19 protein-coding genes are annotated in these 21,995 nt (G+C 49.4%); 13 read left to right on the top strand and 6 right to left on the bottom strand.

Going from position 1 to position 21,995, the window contains the following annotated elements; genetic code table 11:
• The first annotated feature begins 7 nt into the window (after positions 1–7).
• Positions 8–754: an MgtC/SapB family protein gene (locus VXJ35_RS11460; protein ID WP_064021655.1), complete on the top strand. Its 747-nt coding sequence runs from the start codon at positions 8–10 to the stop codon at positions 752–754.
• A gap of 82 nt (positions 755–836) precedes the next feature.
• Here VXJ35_RS11460 and VXJ35_RS11455 read toward each other — a convergent pair whose 3' ends face one another.
• The 3 genes from VXJ35_RS11455 to VXJ35_RS11445 form a co-directional block, all read right to left on the bottom strand.
• Positions 837–1,046 (bottom strand): hypothetical protein, encoded by a 210-nt coding sequence (locus tag VXJ35_RS11455; RefSeq protein WP_054758867.1) that lies wholly within the window; start codon positions 1,044–1,046, stop codon positions 837–839.
• Positions 1,047–1,222: 176 nt separating this feature from the next.
• The gene (locus VXJ35_RS11450) at positions 1,223–2,464 is read right to left on the bottom strand and encodes a M20 aminoacylase family protein (RefSeq protein WP_082880892.1); all 1,242 of its coding nucleotides are present in this window, start codon (positions 2,462–2,464) and stop codon (positions 1,223–1,225) included.
• 232 nt (positions 2,465–2,696) lie between these two features.
• Positions 2,697–4,109 carry a sigma-54 dependent transcriptional regulator gene (locus VXJ35_RS11445; protein ID WP_064021654.1) on the bottom strand — a complete coding sequence of 471 codons (1,413 nt, stop codon included), beginning with the start codon at positions 4,107–4,109 and terminating at the stop codon, positions 2,697–2,699.
• 239 nt (positions 4,110–4,348) lie between these two features.
• Between VXJ35_RS11445 and VXJ35_RS11440 the strand changes: the two genes are divergently transcribed.
• Positions 4,349–5,599, top strand: a complete 1,251-nt coding sequence (locus VXJ35_RS11440; protein WP_064021653.1) for an HlyC/CorC family transporter — start codon at positions 4,349–4,351, stop codon at positions 5,597–5,599.
• Between the two features lie 199 nt (positions 5,600–5,798).
• On the opposite strand, the gene corA is transcribed toward VXJ35_RS11440, so the two are convergent.
• The 3 genes from corA to xrtA all read right to left on the bottom strand — a co-directional run bounded on the left by corA (position 5,799) and on the right by xrtA (position 10,202).
• A complete protein-coding gene (gene corA / locus VXJ35_RS11435; RefSeq protein ID WP_064021652.1) occupies positions 5,799–7,076 on the bottom strand; it encodes a magnesium/cobalt transporter CorA in 1,278 nt (425 codons plus the stop codon).
• A 113-nt stretch (positions 7,077–7,189) separates the two neighbouring features.
• Positions 7,190–8,590 carry a mannose-1-phosphate guanylyltransferase/mannose-6-phosphate isomerase gene (locus VXJ35_RS11430; protein ID WP_054758791.1) on the bottom strand — a complete coding sequence of 467 codons (1,401 nt, stop codon included), beginning with the start codon at positions 8,588–8,590 and terminating at the stop codon, positions 7,190–7,192.
• Between the two features lie 100 nt (positions 8,591–8,690).
• Positions 8,691–10,202, bottom strand: coding sequence for an exosortase A (xrtA, locus tag VXJ35_RS11425; RefSeq protein ID WP_064021651.1), 1,512 nt, complete (start codon positions 10,200–10,202; stop codon positions 8,691–8,693).
• A 522-nt stretch (positions 10,203–10,724) separates the two neighbouring features.
• Between xrtA and VXJ35_RS11420 the strand changes: the two genes are divergently transcribed.
• From VXJ35_RS11420 to VXJ35_RS11370, 11 genes are all read left to right on the top strand, one after another.
• Positions 10,725–11,672, top strand: coding sequence for a hypothetical protein (locus VXJ35_RS11420; RefSeq protein WP_408953909.1), 948 nt, complete (start codon positions 10,725–10,727; stop codon positions 11,670–11,672).
• A 12-nt stretch (positions 11,673–11,684) separates the two neighbouring features.
• Positions 11,685–12,632: a glycosyltransferase gene (locus VXJ35_RS11415; protein WP_064021650.1), complete on the top strand. Its 948-nt coding sequence runs from the start codon at positions 11,685–11,687 to the stop codon at positions 12,630–12,632.
• A gap of 46 nt (positions 12,633–12,678) precedes the next feature.
• Complete coding sequence (locus tag VXJ35_RS11410; protein ID WP_064021649.1) at positions 12,679–13,905, top strand: glycosyltransferase family 4 protein; 1,227 nt, start codon at positions 12,679–12,681, stop codon at positions 13,903–13,905.
• Between the two features lie 35 nt (positions 13,906–13,940).
• Complete coding sequence (locus VXJ35_RS11405; protein ID WP_082880891.1) at positions 13,941–14,549, top strand: tetratricopeptide repeat protein; 609 nt, start codon at positions 13,941–13,943, stop codon at positions 14,547–14,549.
• 25 nt (positions 14,550–14,574) lie between these two features.
• Positions 14,575–15,393 (top strand): ABC transporter permease, encoded by an 819-nt coding sequence (locus VXJ35_RS11400; protein WP_064021647.1) that lies wholly within the window; start codon positions 14,575–14,577, stop codon positions 15,391–15,393.
• Between the two features lie 47 nt (positions 15,394–15,440).
• Positions 15,441–16,712: an ABC transporter ATP-binding protein gene (locus tag VXJ35_RS11395; RefSeq protein WP_064021646.1), complete on the top strand. Its 1,272-nt coding sequence runs from the start codon at positions 15,441–15,443 to the stop codon at positions 16,710–16,712.
• A complete protein-coding gene (locus VXJ35_RS11390) occupies positions 16,688–17,350 on the top strand; it encodes a methyltransferase domain-containing protein (RefSeq protein WP_197496059.1) in 663 nt (220 codons plus the stop codon). Before VXJ35_RS11395 ends, VXJ35_RS11390 begins: the two co-directional genes overlap by 25 nt.
• 24 nt (positions 17,351–17,374) lie before the next feature.
• Positions 17,375–18,253 (top strand): glycosyltransferase family 2 protein, encoded by an 879-nt coding sequence (locus VXJ35_RS11385; RefSeq protein WP_064021644.1) that lies wholly within the window; start codon positions 17,375–17,377, stop codon positions 18,251–18,253.
• Between the two features lie 202 nt (positions 18,254–18,455).
• Positions 18,456–19,532 carry a glycosyltransferase family 4 protein gene (locus VXJ35_RS11380; protein ID WP_197496057.1) on the top strand — a complete coding sequence of 359 codons (1,077 nt, stop codon included), beginning with the start codon at positions 18,456–18,458 and terminating at the stop codon, positions 19,530–19,532.
• Between the two features lie 5 nt (positions 19,533–19,537).
• The gene (locus VXJ35_RS11375; RefSeq protein ID WP_197496055.1) at positions 19,538–20,860 is read left to right on the top strand and encodes a glycosyltransferase family 4 protein; all 1,323 of its coding nucleotides are present in this window, start codon (positions 19,538–19,540) and stop codon (positions 20,858–20,860) included.
• Positions 20,861–21,014: 154 nt separating this feature from the next.
• Positions 21,015–21,989, top strand: coding sequence for a glycosyltransferase (locus VXJ35_RS11370; protein WP_197496053.1), 975 nt, complete (start codon positions 21,015–21,017; stop codon positions 21,987–21,989).
• The last annotated feature ends 6 nt before the right edge of the window (positions 21,990–21,995 follow it).

Raw genomic sequence — 21,995 nt, 5'->3', positions numbered from 1 at the left:
CCCGACGATGAATCCGATCTCTCCCGACCGTCTGATTTCGTATTGGTCTACCGCCCAGCTCGAGGCCAGCGCCGTGATTTTAATGAACATCGTCGGTGCGTTGTTGTTGGGCATGGTGGTCGGCTACGAACGCTCCTACCACGGCCGCGCCGCCGGTATGCGCACCTACGGCCTGGTCTGTATGGCCTCGGCGGCCGTAACGGTCATCGTCGGCTACCCGCAATTTTGGTTCGGCGGCTTGGTGCCGCTGACCGCGACGGCCGACCCAACCCGGGTGATTCAGGGCATCGTTACCGGCATCGGCTTTCTCGGTGCCGGCGTGATCATGAAGGAAGGTCTGAATATCAGCGGCCTGACTACGGCTGCGTCGATTTGGGCCTCGTCGGCCATCGGCATCCTGTGCGGTTCCGGGTTCTACTTGGCGGCCATCGTGCTGGCTTTGATTGCGTCGGCGACGATGATTTGGGGCGGCTGGATCGAAGCCGTCCTGCCCTCGCGCCACGCGATTGCGGTGTTGCTACGCTTCAAGCCCGGCCACCATCCGCAGCAAGCCGAGCTAGCGCAGCTGGCGAACAGCATGGGTTACCGGTTGGCGGAAGGTTCGATTTCGATGTCTAAAAACGAGTCCGGCGAAGAATGGCATCTGGTGTTGATCGCCACCGGCAGCCGGCAAGTATCGATTCCGAATATCAGCGAGACGCTGGAAAAGCAGGTGTTTTTGACGGGCTACCAATTGTCTTTTGCCCGAAACTGAGCGCTGGGAAGCGAGAATAGCAAGGTAATCCGGAACCGGCATAGTTGCCGCCGGAATACCTCACCTGCAACCATTCGAAAATTCACTTCAACACGTCCCTCACGCATTGGCGGATGAACGCGTCGATTGGCAGCGTATCGCTGACGTAATTGTTAAACAGGCCGTTGACATCCACCGGGTCCAAATAGGCGTAGACGCCGCAACCGGTTACGGCGATGAATTGGTGGCTCAGGTTTTCGATGAACATGGTCCGGGTGTAGCCGAGTTCGGTCATTTCGTTCAGTGCTTGCATGGCGATCACCATTAGGTTTTAGGAAAACACCATGGTTGCAGCATAGCCCGCGCCAGCCGCTCAAGTCTTATTGCCAATCAAACGCTTGCAGCTGGCCGGACGCGCGGTCGGAGCGGCCATTTTCCGACCCTACTGCCAGAACTGTCAGGCGTTCGTGCGCAAGTGTCACCCGGCTGTCAGGCCGTCGCCAGGCAGGTTTCGGCCAATCTGACCCAGTAACTGGCGCCCAGCGGCAAGATTGCGTCGTTAAAGTCGTAACTGGCGTTATGCAGGGTGCACGGGCCGGCGCCGTGGTCCGTCAAGCGGTGGTCGCCTTCGCCGTTGCCGATGAAACAATAGCTGCCGGGTACGCGCTGTAGCATGAAGGCAAAATCCTCGGCGCCCATGGTCGGTTGCTGCGCGAACACCAGTTCCTCGCCGACGATGGCGGCCATGACTTGCCGCGACACGGCGACCTGTTCGGCGTGGTTCACGGTGGGCGGATAGCTGCGGGTCAATTCGAAAGCGCCTTCCATGCCGTGCGCCAGACAGGTATGGCGCACGATTTCGGCCATTCGGGCTTCTATCAAATCCAGCAGCTCTGCGGAAAACGTCCGCACCGTACCGGCCAGTTCGCAGCAGTCGGCAATGACGTTGGTGGCTTCGCCGATATGCACCATCGTCACCGAAATCAGTCCCGCCTCAAGAGGGTTGGCGTTGCGGGTCAAAATCGTTTGCAGCGCCAAAATGATTTGTGCGGCAACCGGCGTTGGGTCTAAACCCAAGTGCGGTAGCGCGGCGTGGCAGCCTTTGCCGTTGACCGCGATGCGGAACGTATTCAACGACGCCATCACCGGTCCCGGACTGACCGCAAAACTGCCTGCCGGCAAACCCGGCCAATTATGCATGCCGAACACGGCTTGCATCGGGAAGCGGTCGAACAAGCCGTCGCGGATCATCGCGTCGCCACCGCCACCGCCCTCTTCCGCCGGCTGAAAAATCAGATACACGGTGCCGTCGAAATTACGCTGCGTAGCCAAATATCGGGCGGCGGCCAACAACATTGCGGTATGGCCGTCGTGGCCGCAAGCGTGCATTTTGCCGGGATAAACCGAGGCGTGGGCGAAGCGGTTTTGCTCGTGGATCGGCAGCGCATCCATGTCGGCTCTGAGGCCTATCGCTTTCGGCGACGCGCCGGATTTGACCACACCGACCACACCGGTTTTGCCCAAACCCCGGTGCAGCGGTATCCCCCATTCCGCCAGTTTTTCGGCAACGAAATCGGCGGTAGCGACTTCCTGGTAGCACAGCTCGGGATGAGCGTGGATACGCCGGCGCCAGGCGCTGATTTCTTCAGCGTAGCCGCCGATTTCGGGAATAATCCCTTGGTTAGGGTTGGTTTCGGCGCTTGGCTGCGCCGACAAGCTGGAATCGGGCATGTTTAATAAAGCTTGAGGCTGTGAAGTGCCTAGTCTACCACCCAATCTCGTTAAGTTAAGGACGGTGGGAGCGGGCCATGCCCGCGACCAAACGCCTACGGCCGCAGGCATGGCCTGCTCTTGCAGAATTTGAACAAGCAGGTTTGTTGCTTAACTCAACGACATTGGTCTACCACTCGACCGAGGCAACAACGCTAGCGAATAATATTAGCGGCAGTATCGGGAAATCGGGTCAGGCGGTATCCACTTTGCGCAATTTTTCTACTAGCGTGGTTCTACGCATGTTCAGCAATTTGGCGGCATGGGCGACCACGCCGTTGCACTCTTCCAAGGCCTGGCGTATCAGTTCGTTTTCCAGGTCGGTCAAATATTCCTTCAAATCGATGCCTTGCTCCGGCAACTGCACGGCGGGCGCACCGGCTATCGGTTTGGCCAAGGCCTCGCGCGCCGCCGGCCGCACAACGTGAATTTCGGGCTCGGGAAGCTGCAAATGCACGGTATCGGGCACTTCGTATGCCTGGAATTTTTCCGGCAAATCGGCGGCATCGACCGGCGAATCGGGGCTGACGATGGCCAGACGTTCGATCAGATTGGACAGCTCGCGCACGTTACCGGGCCAAGTGTGCTGCATCAGTACCGCAACCGCCCGCGGCGTTAAGGTGACGCTGCCGCGGTTGGTGGCTTCCATTCTGGCAATCAAATCGTTGATCAAATACGGGATGTCTTCCGCCCGCTCGCGCAATGCCGGCACTTCGATCGGAAACACGTTCAAGCGGTAGAACAAATCCTCGCGAAAGCGTTTTTCGGCTATTTCCTGCTCCAGATGGCGGTGGGTCGCGGCGATAATGCGCACGTCGCAGTGTATGGTTTTATTGCTGCCTACCCGCTCGAAAGTGCGTTCCTGCAACACGCGGAGCAGTTTGACCTGCATCGGCATCGGCATATCGCCGATCTCGTCCAGAAATAACGTGCCGCCTTCGGCCATTTCGAACCGGCCCTGACGGGAAGTTAACGCACCGGTAAATGCGCCTTTTTCGTGGCCGAACAATTCGCTTTCCAACAATTCGCCCGGAATCGCACCGCAATTGACCGGCACGAACGGCCGATCCCGGCGCGGCGACGCCCGATGCAAGGCTTGAGCGACGACCTCTTTACCGGTACCGGATTCGCCCAAAATCAGCACCGTCGCATCGGATTTGGCCACCTGGTCGATCAATTCCCGGGTTTTTTGTACCGCCTTGCTGACGCCGGCCAGCCCTTTGTTGGCTTGCGGCTTTTTCGAAGACGGTTCGGGTTTGGGCAGCTCGTCCAGTATGTCGATCAATACCGGATAAACGGTCGGCCATTCCAGCACTTTACTGACCAATTGCTGGATGCTGCTGAGCAACTGCTGGCTGCTACCGGCTTCCGTCAACAGAATCAGCGGCGTTTCGCCGACCGCGTCGGCAATCGCTTTGATCAGACTGGCCTGGCGTTCGCCGCTGCCGACGAACACGGCAGCGAAATCGTCGCGTTGGTTCAATGCCGTTTCATATTGGTTGCCGCTTACCGCTACCACCCGATATTCCAGAAACCGGAGCACCGTTTCGACCTGTTGTGCGCGGTTAGGGTTATCGTCGACCAGCAAAATTTCCGGCAAAGCCATGCTTATATTCTCTGCAACTACTTAATGTATACGAAGGAAGGGGACAACCGAATTTTAAGTTAAGCATCGATCCCGAGGCTTGTCAAAACCACAAGATTTCAGCCGATTGCACCGTCTAGTTGATGTAGTTTAGTTCAATCCCGGACAAATGCAGCCAGCAAGCGCGCGGTTTTCGGCTTGACAAATTTTACCCAGCATAGAAACTAAGGTCTTGTTGCACAATCCTGAGTACGTTTGTTTTGAACGACATCTCCCTAAGTATACTGTTCGGTATGCTGGCGGTATTATTGGTAATATCCGCATTTTTCTCGGGCTCGGAAACCGCTTTGATGACGCTGAACCGTTACCGGTTACAGCATCTCGTCAAAAAAAAACACAAAGGCGCCGTTAAAACCCATCAACTTCTGAAAAGGCCAGAGCGCCTGCTCGGCTTGATTCTGATCGGCAACAATTTCGTCAACATCCTCGCCGCCGCACTGACGACCGTGATTGCGATCCGTGTCGGTGGTAATCAGGCCATCCCGGCCGCCATGGCTTTGTTGACGTTAGCGATTCTGGTGTTTTCCGAGGTAACGCCGAAAACGCTGGGCACGCTGAAACCGGAATTGCTGGCCTTCTTTTCGTCTTGGCTCTACGTCCCCTTATTGAAAGTGTTCTACCCGGTGGTATGGACCATTAACTTGATTTCCAGCGGGCTGCTGCGGCTATTCGGCATCAAAACCAGCAAAGCCGGTGCGGTAGCCGAGCCTTTGAACAAAGACGAATTGAAAAGCCTGGTGTCTCAAGCCAACCACCAGCTTCCGCCCCGCTACCGAAACATGCTGATGAGCATCCTGGACCTGGAATCGGCCAGCGTGACCGACATCATGACCCACCGCAACGATATTGTCGGCATCGATTTGGAAGAGTCGATAGAAGACATCATTCGCCAACTGCAAGACAGCCCGCACACGCGGTTGCCGGTTTACAAAAAGAACATCGACCGGGTCATCGGTTTTTTGCACATTCGCACAGCTCTGTCCCGCATCAGCCACTCGACATTGGACAAGCAAAGCATAGTCAACAGTCTGGCCAAACCGTTTTTCATTCCGGCCAGTACCTCGATTCACAAGCAAATGCAGATTTTCAAGGCTGAGAAATTGCGGATCGGCCTGGTCGTCGACGAATACGGCGACGTGTTGGGCTTGGTTACCTTGGACGACCTGTTGCAGGAAATCGTCGGGGAACTGGCTTTGGAAGAGCCAGACATCAAAGCGCAGAAGGACGGCAGCTATTTAGTCGACGCCGGCGTCACCATCCGCGAATTGAACCGGGTCACCCAATGGGATTTGCCGACCGAAGGCCCGAAAACCCTGAATGGCTTGATTATCGAGTATATGGAAACCATCCCCGAACCCGGTACCAGTATCAAGCTGCACGGCCATGTCATGGAAATCGTGAAACGCGACGACAACGCGGTCAAATTGGTTAAATTCAAACCGGTGGATTAATTTCTTCGGCCAAAAAAAAGGCGATTACCGCTGGATAATCGCCTCAGAGCAATAGGAAGAAATATAACGCAACTTTTAGCTGTCAAACTAAACCGAAAAAGTTGGGTAAATCATAGTTGGCGGAATGGCGATTTTAAATGTGGCATTTTGTCGCAGTTTGTGGTTTTCAGCGGACAAATTGTGACGTACTGCGAAATTCTTATCGAAGCCAGCCTTTACGTTTGAAATATATATACGGCAACAGTACAGAAATAGTCATCAGCCCTAACGCAAACGGATAGCCCAGCATCCATTTCAATTCCGGCATATATTCGAAATTCATGCCGTAAATGCTGGCGATCAGGGTTGGCGGCAACATCGCTACCGAGGCGACCGAAAAGATTTTGATCACCTTGTTCTGGTTGATATTGATAAAACCGACCGTCGCATCCATCAAGAAATTGATTTTATCGAACAAGAATGCAGTATGGCTGTTCAAGGACTCGATATCGCGCAGAATTTGCTGAGCATCTTCCAACTGCGTCGGATTGAGCAGTTTGCGCCGGATCAAAAACGACACGGCGCGCTGGGTATCCAACATATTACGGCGGATACGGCCGTTTAAATCCTCTTCTTCGGCAATATCGGTCAATATCTCGGCCGCTTCTTCGTCGCTGATATCCTGGCTCAGTACTTTTTTACTCACGCTTTCCAACTGCTCGTAAATATTTTCCAGCGCGTCGGCCGAATATTCCGCCTCGGCACCGTATAAATCCAGCAGCATATCCTTGGAATCCGAAACAAATCCGGGCTGGGTTCGCGCCCGCAAGCGCTGAAGCCTAAATACCGGCAACTCCTCGTTGCGCACCGAAAACAACATATCGCCCGATAAGACGAAGGCCACCGGGACGCTGCGCGACTTCCCTTCCCTATCCAACAAAAAATCCGAATGGATATGGATTTCATGCTGGTCTTCGACGTAGAACCGGGCGCTGGCCTCGAGGTCGGTCAAATCCAGCGGATCGGGCAGTTCCAAGCCGAAATGTTGGCCGATCAGTTGCCGTTGCGCCTTGGTCGGCGCCAATAAGTCGATCCAAATCGGCTTGATTTCGTACAAATCGTGGCGACAGGTGATAGCCACTTTCGACAAACGGCCCTCCACCAGTTCGAATGCGCTCATTTGGCCGACGCCGCAATGCGGCTCGCGATCGCCCACCAATTGTTCGCGTAACGTATCGGAAAGCTCCCACAAAACATCGTCCTGGCGGTTTTCCTCGACCTGCTCCCAGACCAGCCGGGCGTCTTCCAACTCCAAGGCATGCAATATCTGGCCGATTTCGATGGCTGACAGCCGGGCCAGCAGGCTGCGCAACTCGACCATGTGCTGTTTTTGCACCAGAGCCGTAATTAACTTGCGGCGCGGCATCGGCTGGTTGTGCAACATGCCCTCGACGAGCTTGTGTTTTTTCAAAAGGTCGTTGACCGTTTGCAGAGACAAGAGCAACTCCGGGAAAACGAATGCCGAACGTTGTCGGATGTTATGCGAGCCGCCGCGCCAAACTGCCGCGCGGCGTTGATGGGAAATTTATCGGAGAATACTACCCAACGGCACTAGATTCGTCCGTACTGGTCTTCGTAGCGCACAATATCGTCTTCGCCCAAGTAACTGCCGGATTGCACTTCGACCATTTCCAGCGGAATCACGCCCGGATTTTCCAAACTGTGTACCACGCCCAGCGGAATGTAGATCGATTCGTTTTCCGACACCAGAATTTTTTCGCCGTTCTTTTCGACCCAGGCGGTACCTTTCACCACGACCCAATGTTCCGCGCGGTGGTGATGTTTCTGCACCGATAATTTCGCTCCGGGCTTGACCACGATACGTTTGGTCTGATGCCGGTCGCCGCTGTCGACCAAATCGTAATGGCCCCAAGGCCGGTAAACCTTGCGGTGCACGTTGGCCTCGCTACGTTTGGCTTTTTTCAGTTGATCGACGATATCCTTGACGTCTTGTACCCGGTCTTTGGCGGCAATCATCACCGCATCGTCGGTCTCGACCACGATCAAATTGTCGACACCGATCACGGCCACCAATTTGTTGCCGGAATGGATGTAGGAATTGCGGGTATCGACCGTCAGTACGTCGCCTTTGATCGCATTGCCGGTTTCGTCCTTGGCGGTGACGTCCCACAGTGCCGACCAAGAACCGACGTCGTTCCAGCCGGCGTCCAACGGAATCACCGCCGCTTTGTCGGTTTTTTCCATGACCGCATAGTCGATCGAATCGGACGGGCACGTCGCAAAAATCTGCTTGTCCAGCCGCACGAAATCCAAGTCCGGCTTGGCGGCCGCCAACGCTTCCCGGCACACGCGCAGCATTTCCGGATTGAATTTTTCCAATTCGCGCAAGAAACAACCGGCTTTGAATGCGAACATACCGCTGTTCCAAAAATATTCGCCGCTGTCCAAGTAGCGTTGCGCCGTCTGTAAATCCGGTTTTTCGACAAACGCATCGACTTTATAAGCTTCGCCATAACGCACGTTGCCGCGTTTGATATAGCCGTAACCGGTCTCCGGTTCGCTGGCGACGATGCCAAAGGTCACCAACAAATCCTGCTTGGCCAGTTGCTCGGCCTGGATTACCGCGCGATGAAACGATGGCCGGTCGGCGACGACATGGTCGGCCGGCAGGATCAATAAAACGTCTTCCTCGGAACCGGCGCTCAATGCGGCCATAGCCACGGCCGGCGCCGTATTTTTGCCGACCGGCTCCAGAATGATAGCTGCCGGCTTGATACCGATTTCCCTCATTTGCTCGGCCATCATGAAGCGGTGGTCCTCGTTACACACCGCGATGGGCGGTTGCAACCCGGCCAAGCCGTCCAGCCTGAGCATGGTTTCCTGGATCATCGTCGCACCGGAAACCAAGGGTAAAAATTGTTTGGGATATTGGCCGCGCGACAATGGCCAAAGCCGGGTTCCGGAACCGCCTGACAAAATTACCGGTATCATAAGTTTTCCTTCACAAATTTAAACAAGGGTATTGGTAGTCTAACATCCGCGCGGCCGGAACCGTCAAGCGTCGCTAGCCGTGCGTTCCGGTTTGCCGAACTCAACTGCAGCAGGCCAAGGCAATTTGCCTTAATTTATCCCGCGCCGTATCGAAATCTTGATTCGCGGTTTCGGTGTAGAGCACAACCAACAGCTCCGGTGCCGAATCCCCCCTCAGGCGCTTGACCAGTTGCCACCACTTGGCCAGATAGGCGTTGTCGGTGGTTTTGTCGCCGACTCGGAACCAGCGCCATACCAATAAGTCGCGTTGACTGTTGTTCAATACCGCCTCTTCGACGACGACGGACTCGCCTGACGCCCATGCGACCGGATGATCGCTGTCGCGCAGCATTCGCCAAATCTTGTGTTTTTGCGGGACCAAATAGTTCTGCGAGTTGACCAGCTCGCCGCCTTGGCTTTCGTCGCCGAAGTTGGCGAAGTAAAGGCCAACTAAGGCTTGCCCATCGTTCAAAAAAGTTCGCGATTCGGCAACAACGCCGTTGAAATTCGGTTCCCACCCCCAATCCGGCGCATCCGCTGGCTGCCAATTATCGAGCTGCGGCTGGCTGAATCTCACCGGAACCACCACATTGCTATTCTGCAAGCCGGACAGGCCCTGAGAAATCGGCGGCCAAATCGCCAGGCAAACTACGATGGCCGCCAAGCCGAACCAGCCATAACTAGGCTGGGAAGCAATTGCGGCAGCACCTGGGTCTTCCGGTGCATTTACTGCCAAATTGAGCGGCGCATCGTGCCAAAACGAACCGAGATAAAACAGAGCGAACATGACAATGCCGAAAAACACCCAGCCGTAAACAATGTGATCCACCCCGGTCGCCAGTTTCATGCTGCTTAAATGGCCTATCATGACGATCATATAGGCGCGAAAGCCATTTGCGATGATGGGCGCCAGAAAAGAAACTGCAATAAATACGGCGCGTTTTTTGTTACTGGTGTAATTGAGATAGGCGTAAACAGCCCCCAAGGTAAACGACGAAATCAGGTAACGTAAACCGCTGCAGCCCTCAACCACCGACCAATTTCCGGAGGTTAACGTAAAAAACAAGCCCTCCCGGTAAACGCTGATGCCGGTCAAACGCAGCAAAGTAACGACAAAAGTCGCGGTATAGTCCATCAAAGGCGGAATAAAGGCTTCGCCGAAAGGAACCATCAAAAACAAAAACAAAATCGGGAACAGCATGCTGGATATGACAGTCGTTCCCAACACCGCCCACAGGCTGCTGACCAGGATTCCAACCACGGCCCACTGCTGTACCACCAAAACATGGACCAGATCCGCCACCAACCAAAGGAAGCCCCCCGCCACCGCGCCTAACAGGCCGAACCAACTGAATTGCGCTTGCAGGTTGCGGTATTGCTGCCTTCGCAGCCAAATCAGCCATAAGCTGGTCGGCGCCACCAAAAAGCCATGGGTAAAGGTTTCCGAACGCGACCAAATTGCCACGATCGATGCCCATGTCTCGGCAAATACCAGCAACGAAAACAGCGTCACCACCAGCGTAACGGCCAGCGGTTTTCGCCAATGCAGCGGCAAACCAACCGGAGTAGTCATAAAAATGTCTCCGCCGTTCTAGCCTCTAAACCATTTTTTTTCCGCATCATGCCCTCGGATTGAACAAATAGACGATTCATAACACCATAATTGGCCGCAAAATATCAGGTACTCGTTACCGAGAGCGTCACCGGCTCGGCGAGAACGGGAATCTCTGCTAGGATGAAAAGTGTAGCGCGTTATAGTTTGCTGCCACGGCACTTTAAATTATCGATCGAAAATATGGCAATTTTGTTTATTCTGGGTTTCTGGTCGGCTTGCATCGCCGGCTTATGGTTATGGAAAAAAGAACTGTTCATATCGACCTGGAACGAAGCTTATTTTGCCGACACGCCGGTCTTGATCGAAAGTGACGATTGGGGACCCGGCGCCGAGTTTCACGCTGATCGGCTCCAACAGTTGCTGGATATGCTGGCGCGGCATCGAGATACCGCGGGACGCAACGCGGTTCTGACGGCGGACATGGTCCTGGCCGTACCCGACTTAGAGCGGATCGCCAGCGAAGGCGAATACCGCCGTAAAATGCTGGATGCCGATTTTCCGGCGATCTATCAAACATTGAAAGACGGTATAGCTCGAGACATTTTGACGCCACAATTGCACGGACTTGAGCATCTTAACGGCGCAGCTTTCGCCAGATTATACCGTCAAGACGACCCACGCCTGGCAGTGGCTAAAGCCACCGCCGACTGGTCGGACTGGGAATCGTTGGATTCGCCGCTACAAGGCCATTACGTAGACGGTAGCGCATTGCCGACCTCGCCAGTCGACTCCGCCGAGGCACAAAACATCATCGAACTTGCCGCCGCCAGCTTTCAGCGCATGTTCGGCGCCCCCAGTGTCAGTACCGTCGCGCCCTGCTATCTGTGGAGCGACAATATCGAAGCATACTGGAGTAAACAAAATATCATCGCTATCCAAACGGCAGGCTACCGTTGCACAGGCCGCGACCAATCCGGCCATTATCGGCAGGATCCACCGATTATCCGCGTCGGTAACAAAAGTCGCCTCGGCCAAACCTATTTGGTCCGTAACGTGATGTACGAACCGGTAGACGGGAAAAATACCGTAGCCAGCGCAATAGCTGAGGCCGAAATGGCCTATCTCCAAGCCGCACCGATCAGCATCTCAACCCATCGTTACAACTTTACCCGCTCGGAAACGGAATGCAGCAATGCCATTGCGGGCTTGGACCGCTTGTTATCAGCCATAACCGATAGTTTCCCGAGAGTCCGATTTCTATCTTCTGCCGAACTGGCGGAAACGTTATCAGATCAATCACTCGAAATGATCAATCGCTTCAATGGCAAGCGTTGGCCAGCCCTGAATCCGGCTCGCGGCCAGCGAAAATTGGGCGCGTTCTTATATAGGCTATACTACCGCCATAGAAAATTAGCTTTGATCGGATATATGACGGGCTTATGCCTTCCAGCTTGGATAATCTGCAAAACCGGCATTAAAAATGGGTAGCGAAATAAGCTAATGAAAATCAGCGCAGTCATCCCTGCTTACAACAGCGCAAAATTCATTAAAGCCGCAGTCGCCAGCATTGAAGCGCAGACTGAGCCGGTCGCGGAAATTATTATCGTCGACGACGGCTCAACCGACGCTACCGAAGCGGTTGTACGTTCATTGCCCGGAAACATCGTCTACTACAAACAAGCCAATCAAGGCCCCTCAGCGGCGCGCAATAAAGGCATAGAACTGGCGAAAGGAGATTGGATCGCATTTTTGGACGCCGACGACCAATGGACCGAAAACAAAATTGCCTTACAAAAAACGATATTGGAAAAGTACCCGGAACTCGTATTAGTGGCTGGAGACATGGCGGAGATAGATAATGATGACGACATTATCACCCAATCCGTCTTAGCAAAACACGGCATGCTGGAGGATTTTCGGAAACTAGCAGGCCAGGCGATACCTAATGCCCTGGCTAGATTAGTGACAAAAAACTTCATTCCGACCGGTACAGTATTGGCAAAGCGGGATATCTTGATTGCCGCGGGCGGATTCAATTCAGCTATTCGCTTTGGCGAAGATTTGGAACTATGGGCAAAAATTGCTACCCATCATCCGATCAGTTGTTTGCCACTGTGTTTAATGTTGCGCCGGCAACACGGCAATAACGCAACCTCTGCCAACGAAAGCATGCTGCTCGATCTGACAAAAGTGATGGAGTCCGTTCGCGCGTTTTCACAACAACAACTGAAACGCCAGGGCCTTGATCCAAACCAATTAGTATCGGATGCGTTTTGGACCCTTGGATATTGGTATTTCGTAAATAACCAAGCCAATTTGGCTAGAAAGGCATTTATATCGAGCTTAAAACAACAATTAACCTCGCGTTCGGTTGCCTATTTAATTGCATCGACCTTGCCGCCTTTTTTAGTTGCCCAACTACGAAAATTTAAACAAATAATTGGTTAAAGCTAAATCATGTATTATTTTTTAAACGTGTCAAAGTATAGGCGTTATGAACAACGGAGCTAAACCCAAACGGATTCTGTTTGTCGAAAACGGCATCGGTTATGGCGGGGCCATCATTTGTTTGCGACATCTAGCCAGAAATCTGGATCGTGAATTTTTTCTGCCCATGGTAATTACCGGCAGAACCGGGCCGCAATACGAAGAAATCGCCCAAGACGCGCTTTGGAAACACATACCTGATCGCCATTTTGACGCGGTAGCATGGCGCAATAAACTTAAAACGGCTACATCACTCAATAAAATCCCAGCATTCAACTTTATAGCCAATCAGATTATTGCCCGGGCGGACGATATTTTTAACTTTCTACCGTTTTTTATATCGTTACTTTGGACCGCATGGCGTTTCAAGGCCGATTTAGTCCACGCCAATAACGACCCTGTTTGCAATCGCGCCGCATTATTGGTTGCCAAAACGCTTGGCATCCCCAGCATCTGCCATATCAGAAGTAACCCTGTGCCTTTCAAGGCTGCAAAAATTTTCTACCAGTTACCGGACTTTTTTATCCCTGTGTCGAATTGGGTTGCGGAGCGGATGCGAGAATTATTGGGAATTCCCGATGCGAAAATGCAGGTGGTTTATGACGGAATAAACTTAGACCAACTCGACTTGAACGCGGACGGCCGGTTGTTCAGACAGAAATACCATATTCCAGAAGACGCCTATGTTGTCGGCTTAGTTGGCTTATTAATTCCGTGGAAAGGGCAAGATTTATTTATCGATGCCGCAAAAATTTTAAAGGAACAAATACCAAATTTAAAAATGCCTATTATCGGCGGAACGCCGGATGATTGTATAGAATATGAAAACAGATTGAGAGAACGGGTAACGACCGAAGACCTGGAAAATATAATTGTTTTCACCGGCCATACAGACAAAATGGAAGCTGTTTATAACGGCTTGGATATTGTGGTGTCCGCATCGACCGATCCGGAACCGTTGGGTACTGTAGTTATTGAGTCCATGGCCATGGGTAGACCTGTAGTAGGTCCCAATCATGGTGGCGCTGCTGAAATGCTTGAAGAAAGAACAACCGGGCTGTTATTCAAAGCCAAAGATCATCGCGACTTTTGTGATGCAGTTTTAAGAGTATTTAACGATAACAGTCTTGCCGACCAATTGGGAAAGAACGCAAAACAGAAAGCTTTTGAAATGTTTGCGATAAAGTCGCACACAAAAAAGGTGCAAATGATATACCGCGAAATATTAAGCTAAAACTTTAATCATAGCTCAACACACATATTGACGCCATGAAATCAAATTTATACATCAATATATTAAAAGTAGTATTTTATTGTAGCGGATTGATTCCAAACTTAGCGTCTGCCGAGTATCCGAAAACCGACCTGGATTACATGGGATTACCCATATTTTGCAAAGAAATGCACCAAGAAGGCAATGTGGGAACAGCACGCGCTCAAATGTGGGAAAAACGTTTAGCCGGAAATGGAGGAATACATCACTATTGCGCGGGATTATTCACGTACAACTTAGCCTGGCAAACATCGGATAAAACTGAAAGGAAATCTAGACTTAAAGGAGCGCTCGCTGAGATGATCTATCCGCTTCATCACGGAATCTCACCGAATTTCGTATTACTTCCAAAAATGTATTACGACATTGGAAAAGTTCACGAAGCCTTAGAAGATTATAAGAGCGCGATTGAGATGTACCAAAAAAGCATCGAGCGCAGTCCAAAGACCTGGATGTCCTATGCGGCTTTAAGCGATATTTATCTCAAGCTGAATAAAACTAGTGACGCAATAACTATTTTGGAGCAGGGTCTTGAAAAAAAACCGGACTCCAAACCTCTTTTGAAACGCCTTTCCAAGCTTAAAAAGCCGTCAAAATCCCAATAATATCCCGTTTAGCTGCCAACTTACGATGCTCCGTATTATAAAAAATCTTTACGACTACAGAGAACTGATTGCCGCCCTAACTTATAAAAATATCGTTATTCGATACAAGCAAGCTTATCTCGGCATTCTTTGGGCGGTATTGAAGCCTGTCATGCTAATGCTCGTATTTACGCTAGTCAAAGGCTTTGTCGGCATCGAAACCGGCGGCTTACCCTACCCTTTAATTACCTTTGCCGCATTAATTCCTTGGGTTTTTTTTCAGGAATCAGTATCGGAAGGTGTAAACAGCGTTACCTCAAACGCAGCCTTAATTAAAAAAATATATTTCCCGCGGGAAATTTTTCCTTTGACAGCCATGGTGACCAAAGTAGTAGAGCTAGCAATCAGTTTCGCGATACTAGCTGGAATGATGATCTACTACAAAATAATACCGACGGTATATGCTTTCTGGATGCCGGTTTTTGTGCTTTACACAATGGTTGTGGCATTGACAATCAGCTTTTTCGGTGCGGCAATGAATGTCTATTACCGTGACATCGCGCAAGCCATACCGATTGGCTTATCGTTATTGATGTACGGTTCCCCAGTTATTTATCCACTGAGCTTAGTGCAAAAGAAGCTATTGACGGAACGGGCAGCAGGCGAATGGTCTGAACATTTTTATACGCTCTATACCTTAAACCCATTGGTCGGAATAATCGATGGGTTTCAACGTGCTTTAATAGGGGCTACACAACCGGATTTTCAAGCACTTTATCCGGGTTTGATATTGACTTTTTCCATACTTCCATTCAGTTACTGGTTTTTTAAGCGGGCTGAAAATTGGTTTGCAGACGTTATTTAGTCAAACCAGAAAACTTCATCAAAATAAAAGTAATCTAACCTGTCCGTATGGCGATCATAGAAGTTAATCATCTAACCAAAGAATACCAACTAGGCCACCTGACAAGCCTCAAGGATACAGCTCTGAATACTTTAAGGCGCTTGACCTTTCAGCCCATTCAAGAACGTGAAAATTTCAAAGCGCTGGACGACGTTAATTTCCATATCGAGGAAGGAGAAGTAGTCGGCATCATCGGCCATAATGGTGCAGGAAAAAGCACCCTACTTAAGCACCTCGCTAATATCAGCAAACCCACCAAAGGAAATGTTGTGATAAGAGGGAGTATTGCGCCTTTAATCGAAGTTGGAGCCGGTGTAAATCCGGAGTTGACTGGCAGGGAAAATATTTTTCTGAATGGTTCGATTTTAGGCATTCCTAAAAAAACCATTCAGAAAAAGCTAGACGAAATTATAGATTTTTCTGAATTGGAACAATTTATTGACACCCCTGTAAAGCGATACAGTTCGGGCATGACCGTAAAACTGGGATTTTCGATTGCTACCAGTCTTGATGCGGATATTCTAATTATCGATGAAGTTTTGGCAGTGGGTGACTTAGCCTTTCAACGGAAATGCTTCAATAAGATGGAAGACATGATAATCCATCAGGGAAAAACCGTTTTACTAGTCAGTCATAACATTCGACAAATTGAACGAATATGTAAACGCGTTCTTCTCATGGATCATGGGAAAATAGTAGCAGATGGAAAACCGGCAGAAATATGTGGTCTTTTTTACGCTCAAAATGACGAAAAAATTAAGGAGCAAAGCCACCAATCGTTTAATAGTGCTCGTAAACAACACTCTGATGAAATTGAGTTAGTGACAATTGAAATGGTTAATGAACATGGCGACCCGATTGAAAGTATTAATACTTGTCAAAATATAGCCTTCCACTTGAATTTTAAGGTTAATACAATCCTCGAAAATCCAAATTTCGGATTTGGAATTCACACCACCGACTTCCTCTATCTTGCAACAGAAATCACAGAATCTGAATTTAAAGATAAAATCTTGCATCCTGGACAATATACATTAGAGATCAATATCCCGTCTTTTCCTTTATTACCTGGCATTTTTTCAGTGCGTGTTGGCGTCGAGGCCGGAAAAATAGCTCGTAATATTTTTTATGAGGAAGGCGTACTTAACTTTCAAGTTAGCAGCTCTAATATCGAGCGAACGCAAAGCATGACCGAAGGATTTATAAACTTAAATGGGAAATGGAGATTTCTCGACAACAATGGACAAAAAACGAAATGTATTGGCGAATTGAAAGATTAAAAATCAGAACTCAAAAAATGATTTATAACCTTGCAAAAATCGCAAGGGAATTATTGTGGCGCGCAAGAGAAAAAAATTACCCCAAAACAGAAGATGGCAGAACGCTTTTACATATCGGCTGCGGCGACATAAACTCTCCAGAATTTATCAATATTGATGCGAGAAAATCTAGCCATATCCACATAGTAACACACAATATATTCCGCTTGTGGATGATCCCGGATAATACTGCCGACTTAATATACATGTGCCATGTATTAGAGCATGTACCCAGGGAAAAGTTATCCCAAGTTATTAAAGAAATGCATCGTATATTAAAGCCCAGCGGAAAGTTAAGAATTTCGGTGCCAGACTTTGATCACATCATTGCCATATATAATGACACCGATCATCAAATAGAACTCATTTCTCCTCCGCTTATGGGAGGGCAAGACTATCCGGAAAATTTTCATTATGAGATTTATAATAAAAAATATTTAGAAAAGATATTGGTTGCACATAAATTTGGAGACGTTTTAGAATGGAATCCGTTTGACGTCCAATTTCACAATTTTGATGACTGGGCATCAAAAAACGTAATGTTTAACAACAAGGAATATCCAATCAGCCTTAATTTGGAAGCTTCTAAGCTCCAGTAGCGATTAATTAATATAGGGGCGTTTATGGGCGAGCAGTTGCCAAAAATATCGGTAATAATCCCAACATTTAATCAGGGGAATTTTATCGAAAAGACTATAGAATCTGTGATATCACAAGATTATCCTAATTTTGAATTGATAATAATTGATGGCGGGAGCACTGATAACACTGTTGATATCATCAGAAAATATGAGCAATATTTAACATATTGGGTCAGCGAACCTGACAGAGGCCAAAGCCATGCTATAAATAAAGGGATGGCCAAAGCTACTGGCGATGTCCTCACATGGTTAAATTCCGACGATTGGTATTTGCCCGGTACTCTTTGTAAATTTTCCGATTTATTTCGGAACAATCCCGGTGCCGTTATGGTAGTTGGCTCCGGCAGAATTATTGATTCAGCAGGAAACGAAATTCATTTCATAAAACCCAATCAATCTATTGATTTAGAATCTCTGTTTGATTGGTTGAACGGTGGCGATTTTTTACAACCATCAAGTGCATTTTCCCGTTTAGCCTGGGAAATGGCAGGCCCGATAGACGAATCTATCCATATTGCGTTAGATGTCGACTTATGGATAAGAATGGCGAAGAGTGGCATAAATTTTGTGTCTGTAGACTATCTTTTCTCTGAGGCGTTAAGTCATCCGAACGCTAAAACTACAGCATTCGCGAACTTAATGCTAATAGATTGTGCCATGGTAATTGCTCATCATGGAGGTAAAAAGCACGTTGAAAAAAAGCTCAATCAATTGGCAAACAAACTTTGTTGGTACGAAAAAAATTACCAAGCAATTATCGAGAATCCCATAATCAAACTGCTTCGCCCAATTATTAAACGGTTAGCGAAAAATGAAGATCAATATTGGAGCGAGTTTATTCCGCCGTGGGTAAAACAATAATACCTTTGTCATCGGAGCGGCAACGAATCATCTGTGCCCGATACATACTGATTACCAGACCAATTTACATATGAAATTACTTATCGTTTCCGACTCGTACCCGGCATTTGATCGTTCCTCATATGAACTCAGGTTTTCGCGACTGGTACAAATATTAGCGGAATCTCATCAGGTTTGCTTGTGCCCTTTGGATGTACCTTACATGGTTAACGAGTTGGGCGAGGCCTCTGTAACACTCTATCGAGAGCGATTATTAAGCCAAGGGGTTTTAATTTGCAACAACGGCTTGATCCCAGCTCTACAAGCGGACAGTTACGATGCAGTGGTATTCGTTCTATACGTGCTCGCGACAACAAAGAATATTCGCGCAGTCCGATATTGGGCGCCAACTACCAAATTGATAATAGACTCGGTGGATGTTCAGTTCGGCAGATATATGTCTCGTGCCAGATTGACTAACCAACAAAGCGATATTGAATTCGCCAATAAAGTTAAGAGAGAGGAAATTGCCACCTATCGCCAAGCTGATTTCGTAATTGTGGTATCGGAACAGGAACGCCAGTTATTAGTACCCGATCTTCCCGATAATAAACTCGCTATCATTCCAAATATTCATCCTATGGGCGAATATATTCCTACCGCAGCGCGAGATAAAAACGTGTTGATGTTCGTCGGCTGGGGCCAGTACGAACCCAACAGCGATGCAGTGTTGTATTTCGCTAACGAGATATTGCCGTTAATATTGGAACAAGCACCTCAGGTTCGTTTTAAAGTAATCGGCGAAGGCTACCCGGAAGCGGTTAAAAATCTTCACGGCGGACCGATTGAAATTTTGGGCCACGTGCCGTCCATGCATCCGTACTTGACGGAGTCCTACATTTCGTTAGCGCCATTGCGTTACGGCAGCGGAGTAAAGGGCAAAATTGGCGAAGCGCTGTCCTATGGTCTCCCTGTCGTAACCACTTCGGTCGGTCTGGAGGGCTTCGGCTTAACCCCCGGTAAACAGATTTTGATTGGCGACACGCCCCGGGAATTTGCCGATCATGTCTTAGGTTTGCTCAACGATCCCGTGCAGCATGCCGAAATCGGCATCTCCGGTAGAAACTTTCTGGAACAGAATTTTTCGGAAGCGGTGGTAAAGATAAAAATAAACGAAGTTTTTCAGCATATCGAACAAACTCCAGTTCCTTGGTTGAAGCTAAAGGGCCGTGTTCTGTGCAGCAGGTTTTACCATGCACTGAATCGTTATGTTTTATGGCGATTCAATAAATCCCATTGATGCAGATGAATGGTAATTTCGGCATTAACGTTGTCGGCTACGTCAGTAGCAACGTAAGCCTTGGCATAACCGCCAGGCACTTTATAAGATTGTTTTTAAACCGGCAAATACCGGTAGCCATTTTCGACATCGACTATAAGCGCGCGCCTAATGCCCGCGAACAAGAATACCAAGCGCTTACCGTCAACGATCCGCAGCAGCTACCGTATTCGATCAATTTGTTCTTTTTGTCGATGGGTCAATTGCCTGGGTTGTTTCTGCACCCTCCGACAGGACTGTTCGACGGCAACCGCCTTAACGTAGGGTTGATCTGGTGCGAAGAAACAGTGCTACCTCGACGCTATCGCGAAGCGCTGCGTTTATTCGACGTTGTACTGGCCGGATCGCACTTCGTTAAACATGTGTTTGATACCAACCTTTCCGACGTGTTGACACTGGATTGCATTCACCCTTTATTTCTACCTGAGGGAATTCGTGCAGACCGAGATAAGTTTGGCTTGCCTAGAGACAAGCTTCTGTTTGTCTCGAGTTTCGACCCCCACCACGATCCCGCTCGCAAAAACCCGTTCGGCGCGGTAGATGCGTTTTTGCAAGCCTTCCCCGGCATTTCGGACGACGCTGGCGCACCCCACCTCGTCGTAAAGTTGAATAACGCAGAAGTAACCACGCCGGGTTGCGATCCTATGCGCTTGGTAGAAGAGCTGAAAACGCGATGTGCCGGCAACCCCCGAGTTCACTTTATCGCCAAATCGCTGAGCTATCCGGACGTGCTAAGTCTTTACGCTAGCTGCGACATATTCGTCTCTATGCACCGCGCGGAAGGATTGGGACTTGGGCCATTGGAATGCATGGCGCTAGGCAAGCCAGTGATCGCAACCGGGTGGTCGGGCAACATGTCGTTTATGCGGCATACGAATTCGTGTCTGGTCGGGTTCGATTTGGTGCCGTACTCCGGCATGGCAGCCAACGGCCCAGACCAACTTGGAAAACGCGCGCTGTGGGCGGAGCCACATATCGACGAAGCCGCCGACTGGATGCAGCAATTAGCCTCGAACCCCGAATTACGCCAAAAAATCGGAAGCCAAGCGACCAGCGACGCCAAGGCCTATCACGCCGCCTCCGAGCAAATCACATTCATGAGCGACTTGACTTCAATTCTGGAGGAAAGAACTTTTTTATCGCGTAGACAAAAAAATAAACTGACCGATACCACGGCATTAAGAGCGGCGGAAGCGCAATTCAATTATTTCGGGCTGGCCGGTTTTAAAAGAAGATGCAAGGACATATTGGATAAACATTTACTGTGGCGTTTCAAACAAATAACTTAGATGTTTCGACATAACCATCGTAACTGCCACAGCTCACATATACTTCGCCGATTCTAACAACCTGAATTGAATTAACCTCGTGACTATCTATTATCTTTGCCCGGAACATAACACACCCGTAGGAGGCGTACGAGTCATTTATCAGCACGTAGACGTGTTGAATCGTAATGGCATACCGGCCTATGTTGTGCACAGTAACCCCGGTTTTCGGGTGAGGTGGTTCGAAAATGAAACGTCAATTGTGTATTGGCGCGGATCGATCATCGATCGTCTTCACGGTAAGATCAAACGCCGTTTCCAACCCGATCAAGTAGTAGAACTGCGTATCAAAGGGGGCAAAAGCTCGGTCATCAATTCTGAAGATATTATTGTAATTCCTGAATTGTACGGCCCCGATTTGGCTTGGGTGTACGGCAAAGGTATTAAGAAAGTCGTATTAAATCAAAATTGCTATCTAACCTTTAACGGTTATTCGTTAAACAAAGATCGCCTGATAAGCCCTTACCTCGACCCCGATACGCTCGCCACTCTCGTTAATTCGAAAGACGGTGAAGATTATTTACGGCATGCTTTTCCACAACTTTTGCTACATCGATTCAGGCTGTCGATCGATCCGAATACGTTTTATTTTCAAGCGGAAAAGAAAAAGCAGTTGTGTTTCTCCCGCATAAAAAACCAGCAGGATGCGATGCAAGTCATCAACATTCTTAAGTTTCGCGGCGTACTCGAAGACTTCGAGATTGTACCCTTCATTAACTTGCCTCAGGCCGAAGTTGCAAAAATCTACCGTGAATCGGTAATATTTTTAAGTTTCGGCTATCCCGAAGGTTTCGGTTTACCTGCCGCAGAGGCGATGGCGTCAGGCTGCGTCGTAATTGGCTTCCACGGCGGAGGCGGCAGGGAATTTTTCAACCCGGAATTTTCCTACCCTATTGAGCAAGGCGATATTCTAGGCTTTGCGAAAACAGTCGAGCACGCCATTAAAACTTATCAAAAACAACCCGAGATATTATTGGAAAAAGGACGTCTTGCGGCGCAATTTATTCGCGATACCTATTCGTTAGAACTCGAAGAAAAAGAAATCGTGTCAGCATGGCGGGCCATACTTGAAAAATTTCACTCTGTTTGAAACGTT

Source organism: Methylomonas sp. DH-1 (assembly GCF_046097555.1).
GTDB classification, from domain to species: Bacteria; Pseudomonadota; Gammaproteobacteria; order Methylococcales; family Methylomonadaceae; genus Methylomonas; species Methylomonas koyamae.
This window is presented reverse-complemented; position numbering and strand designations above follow the sequence as displayed.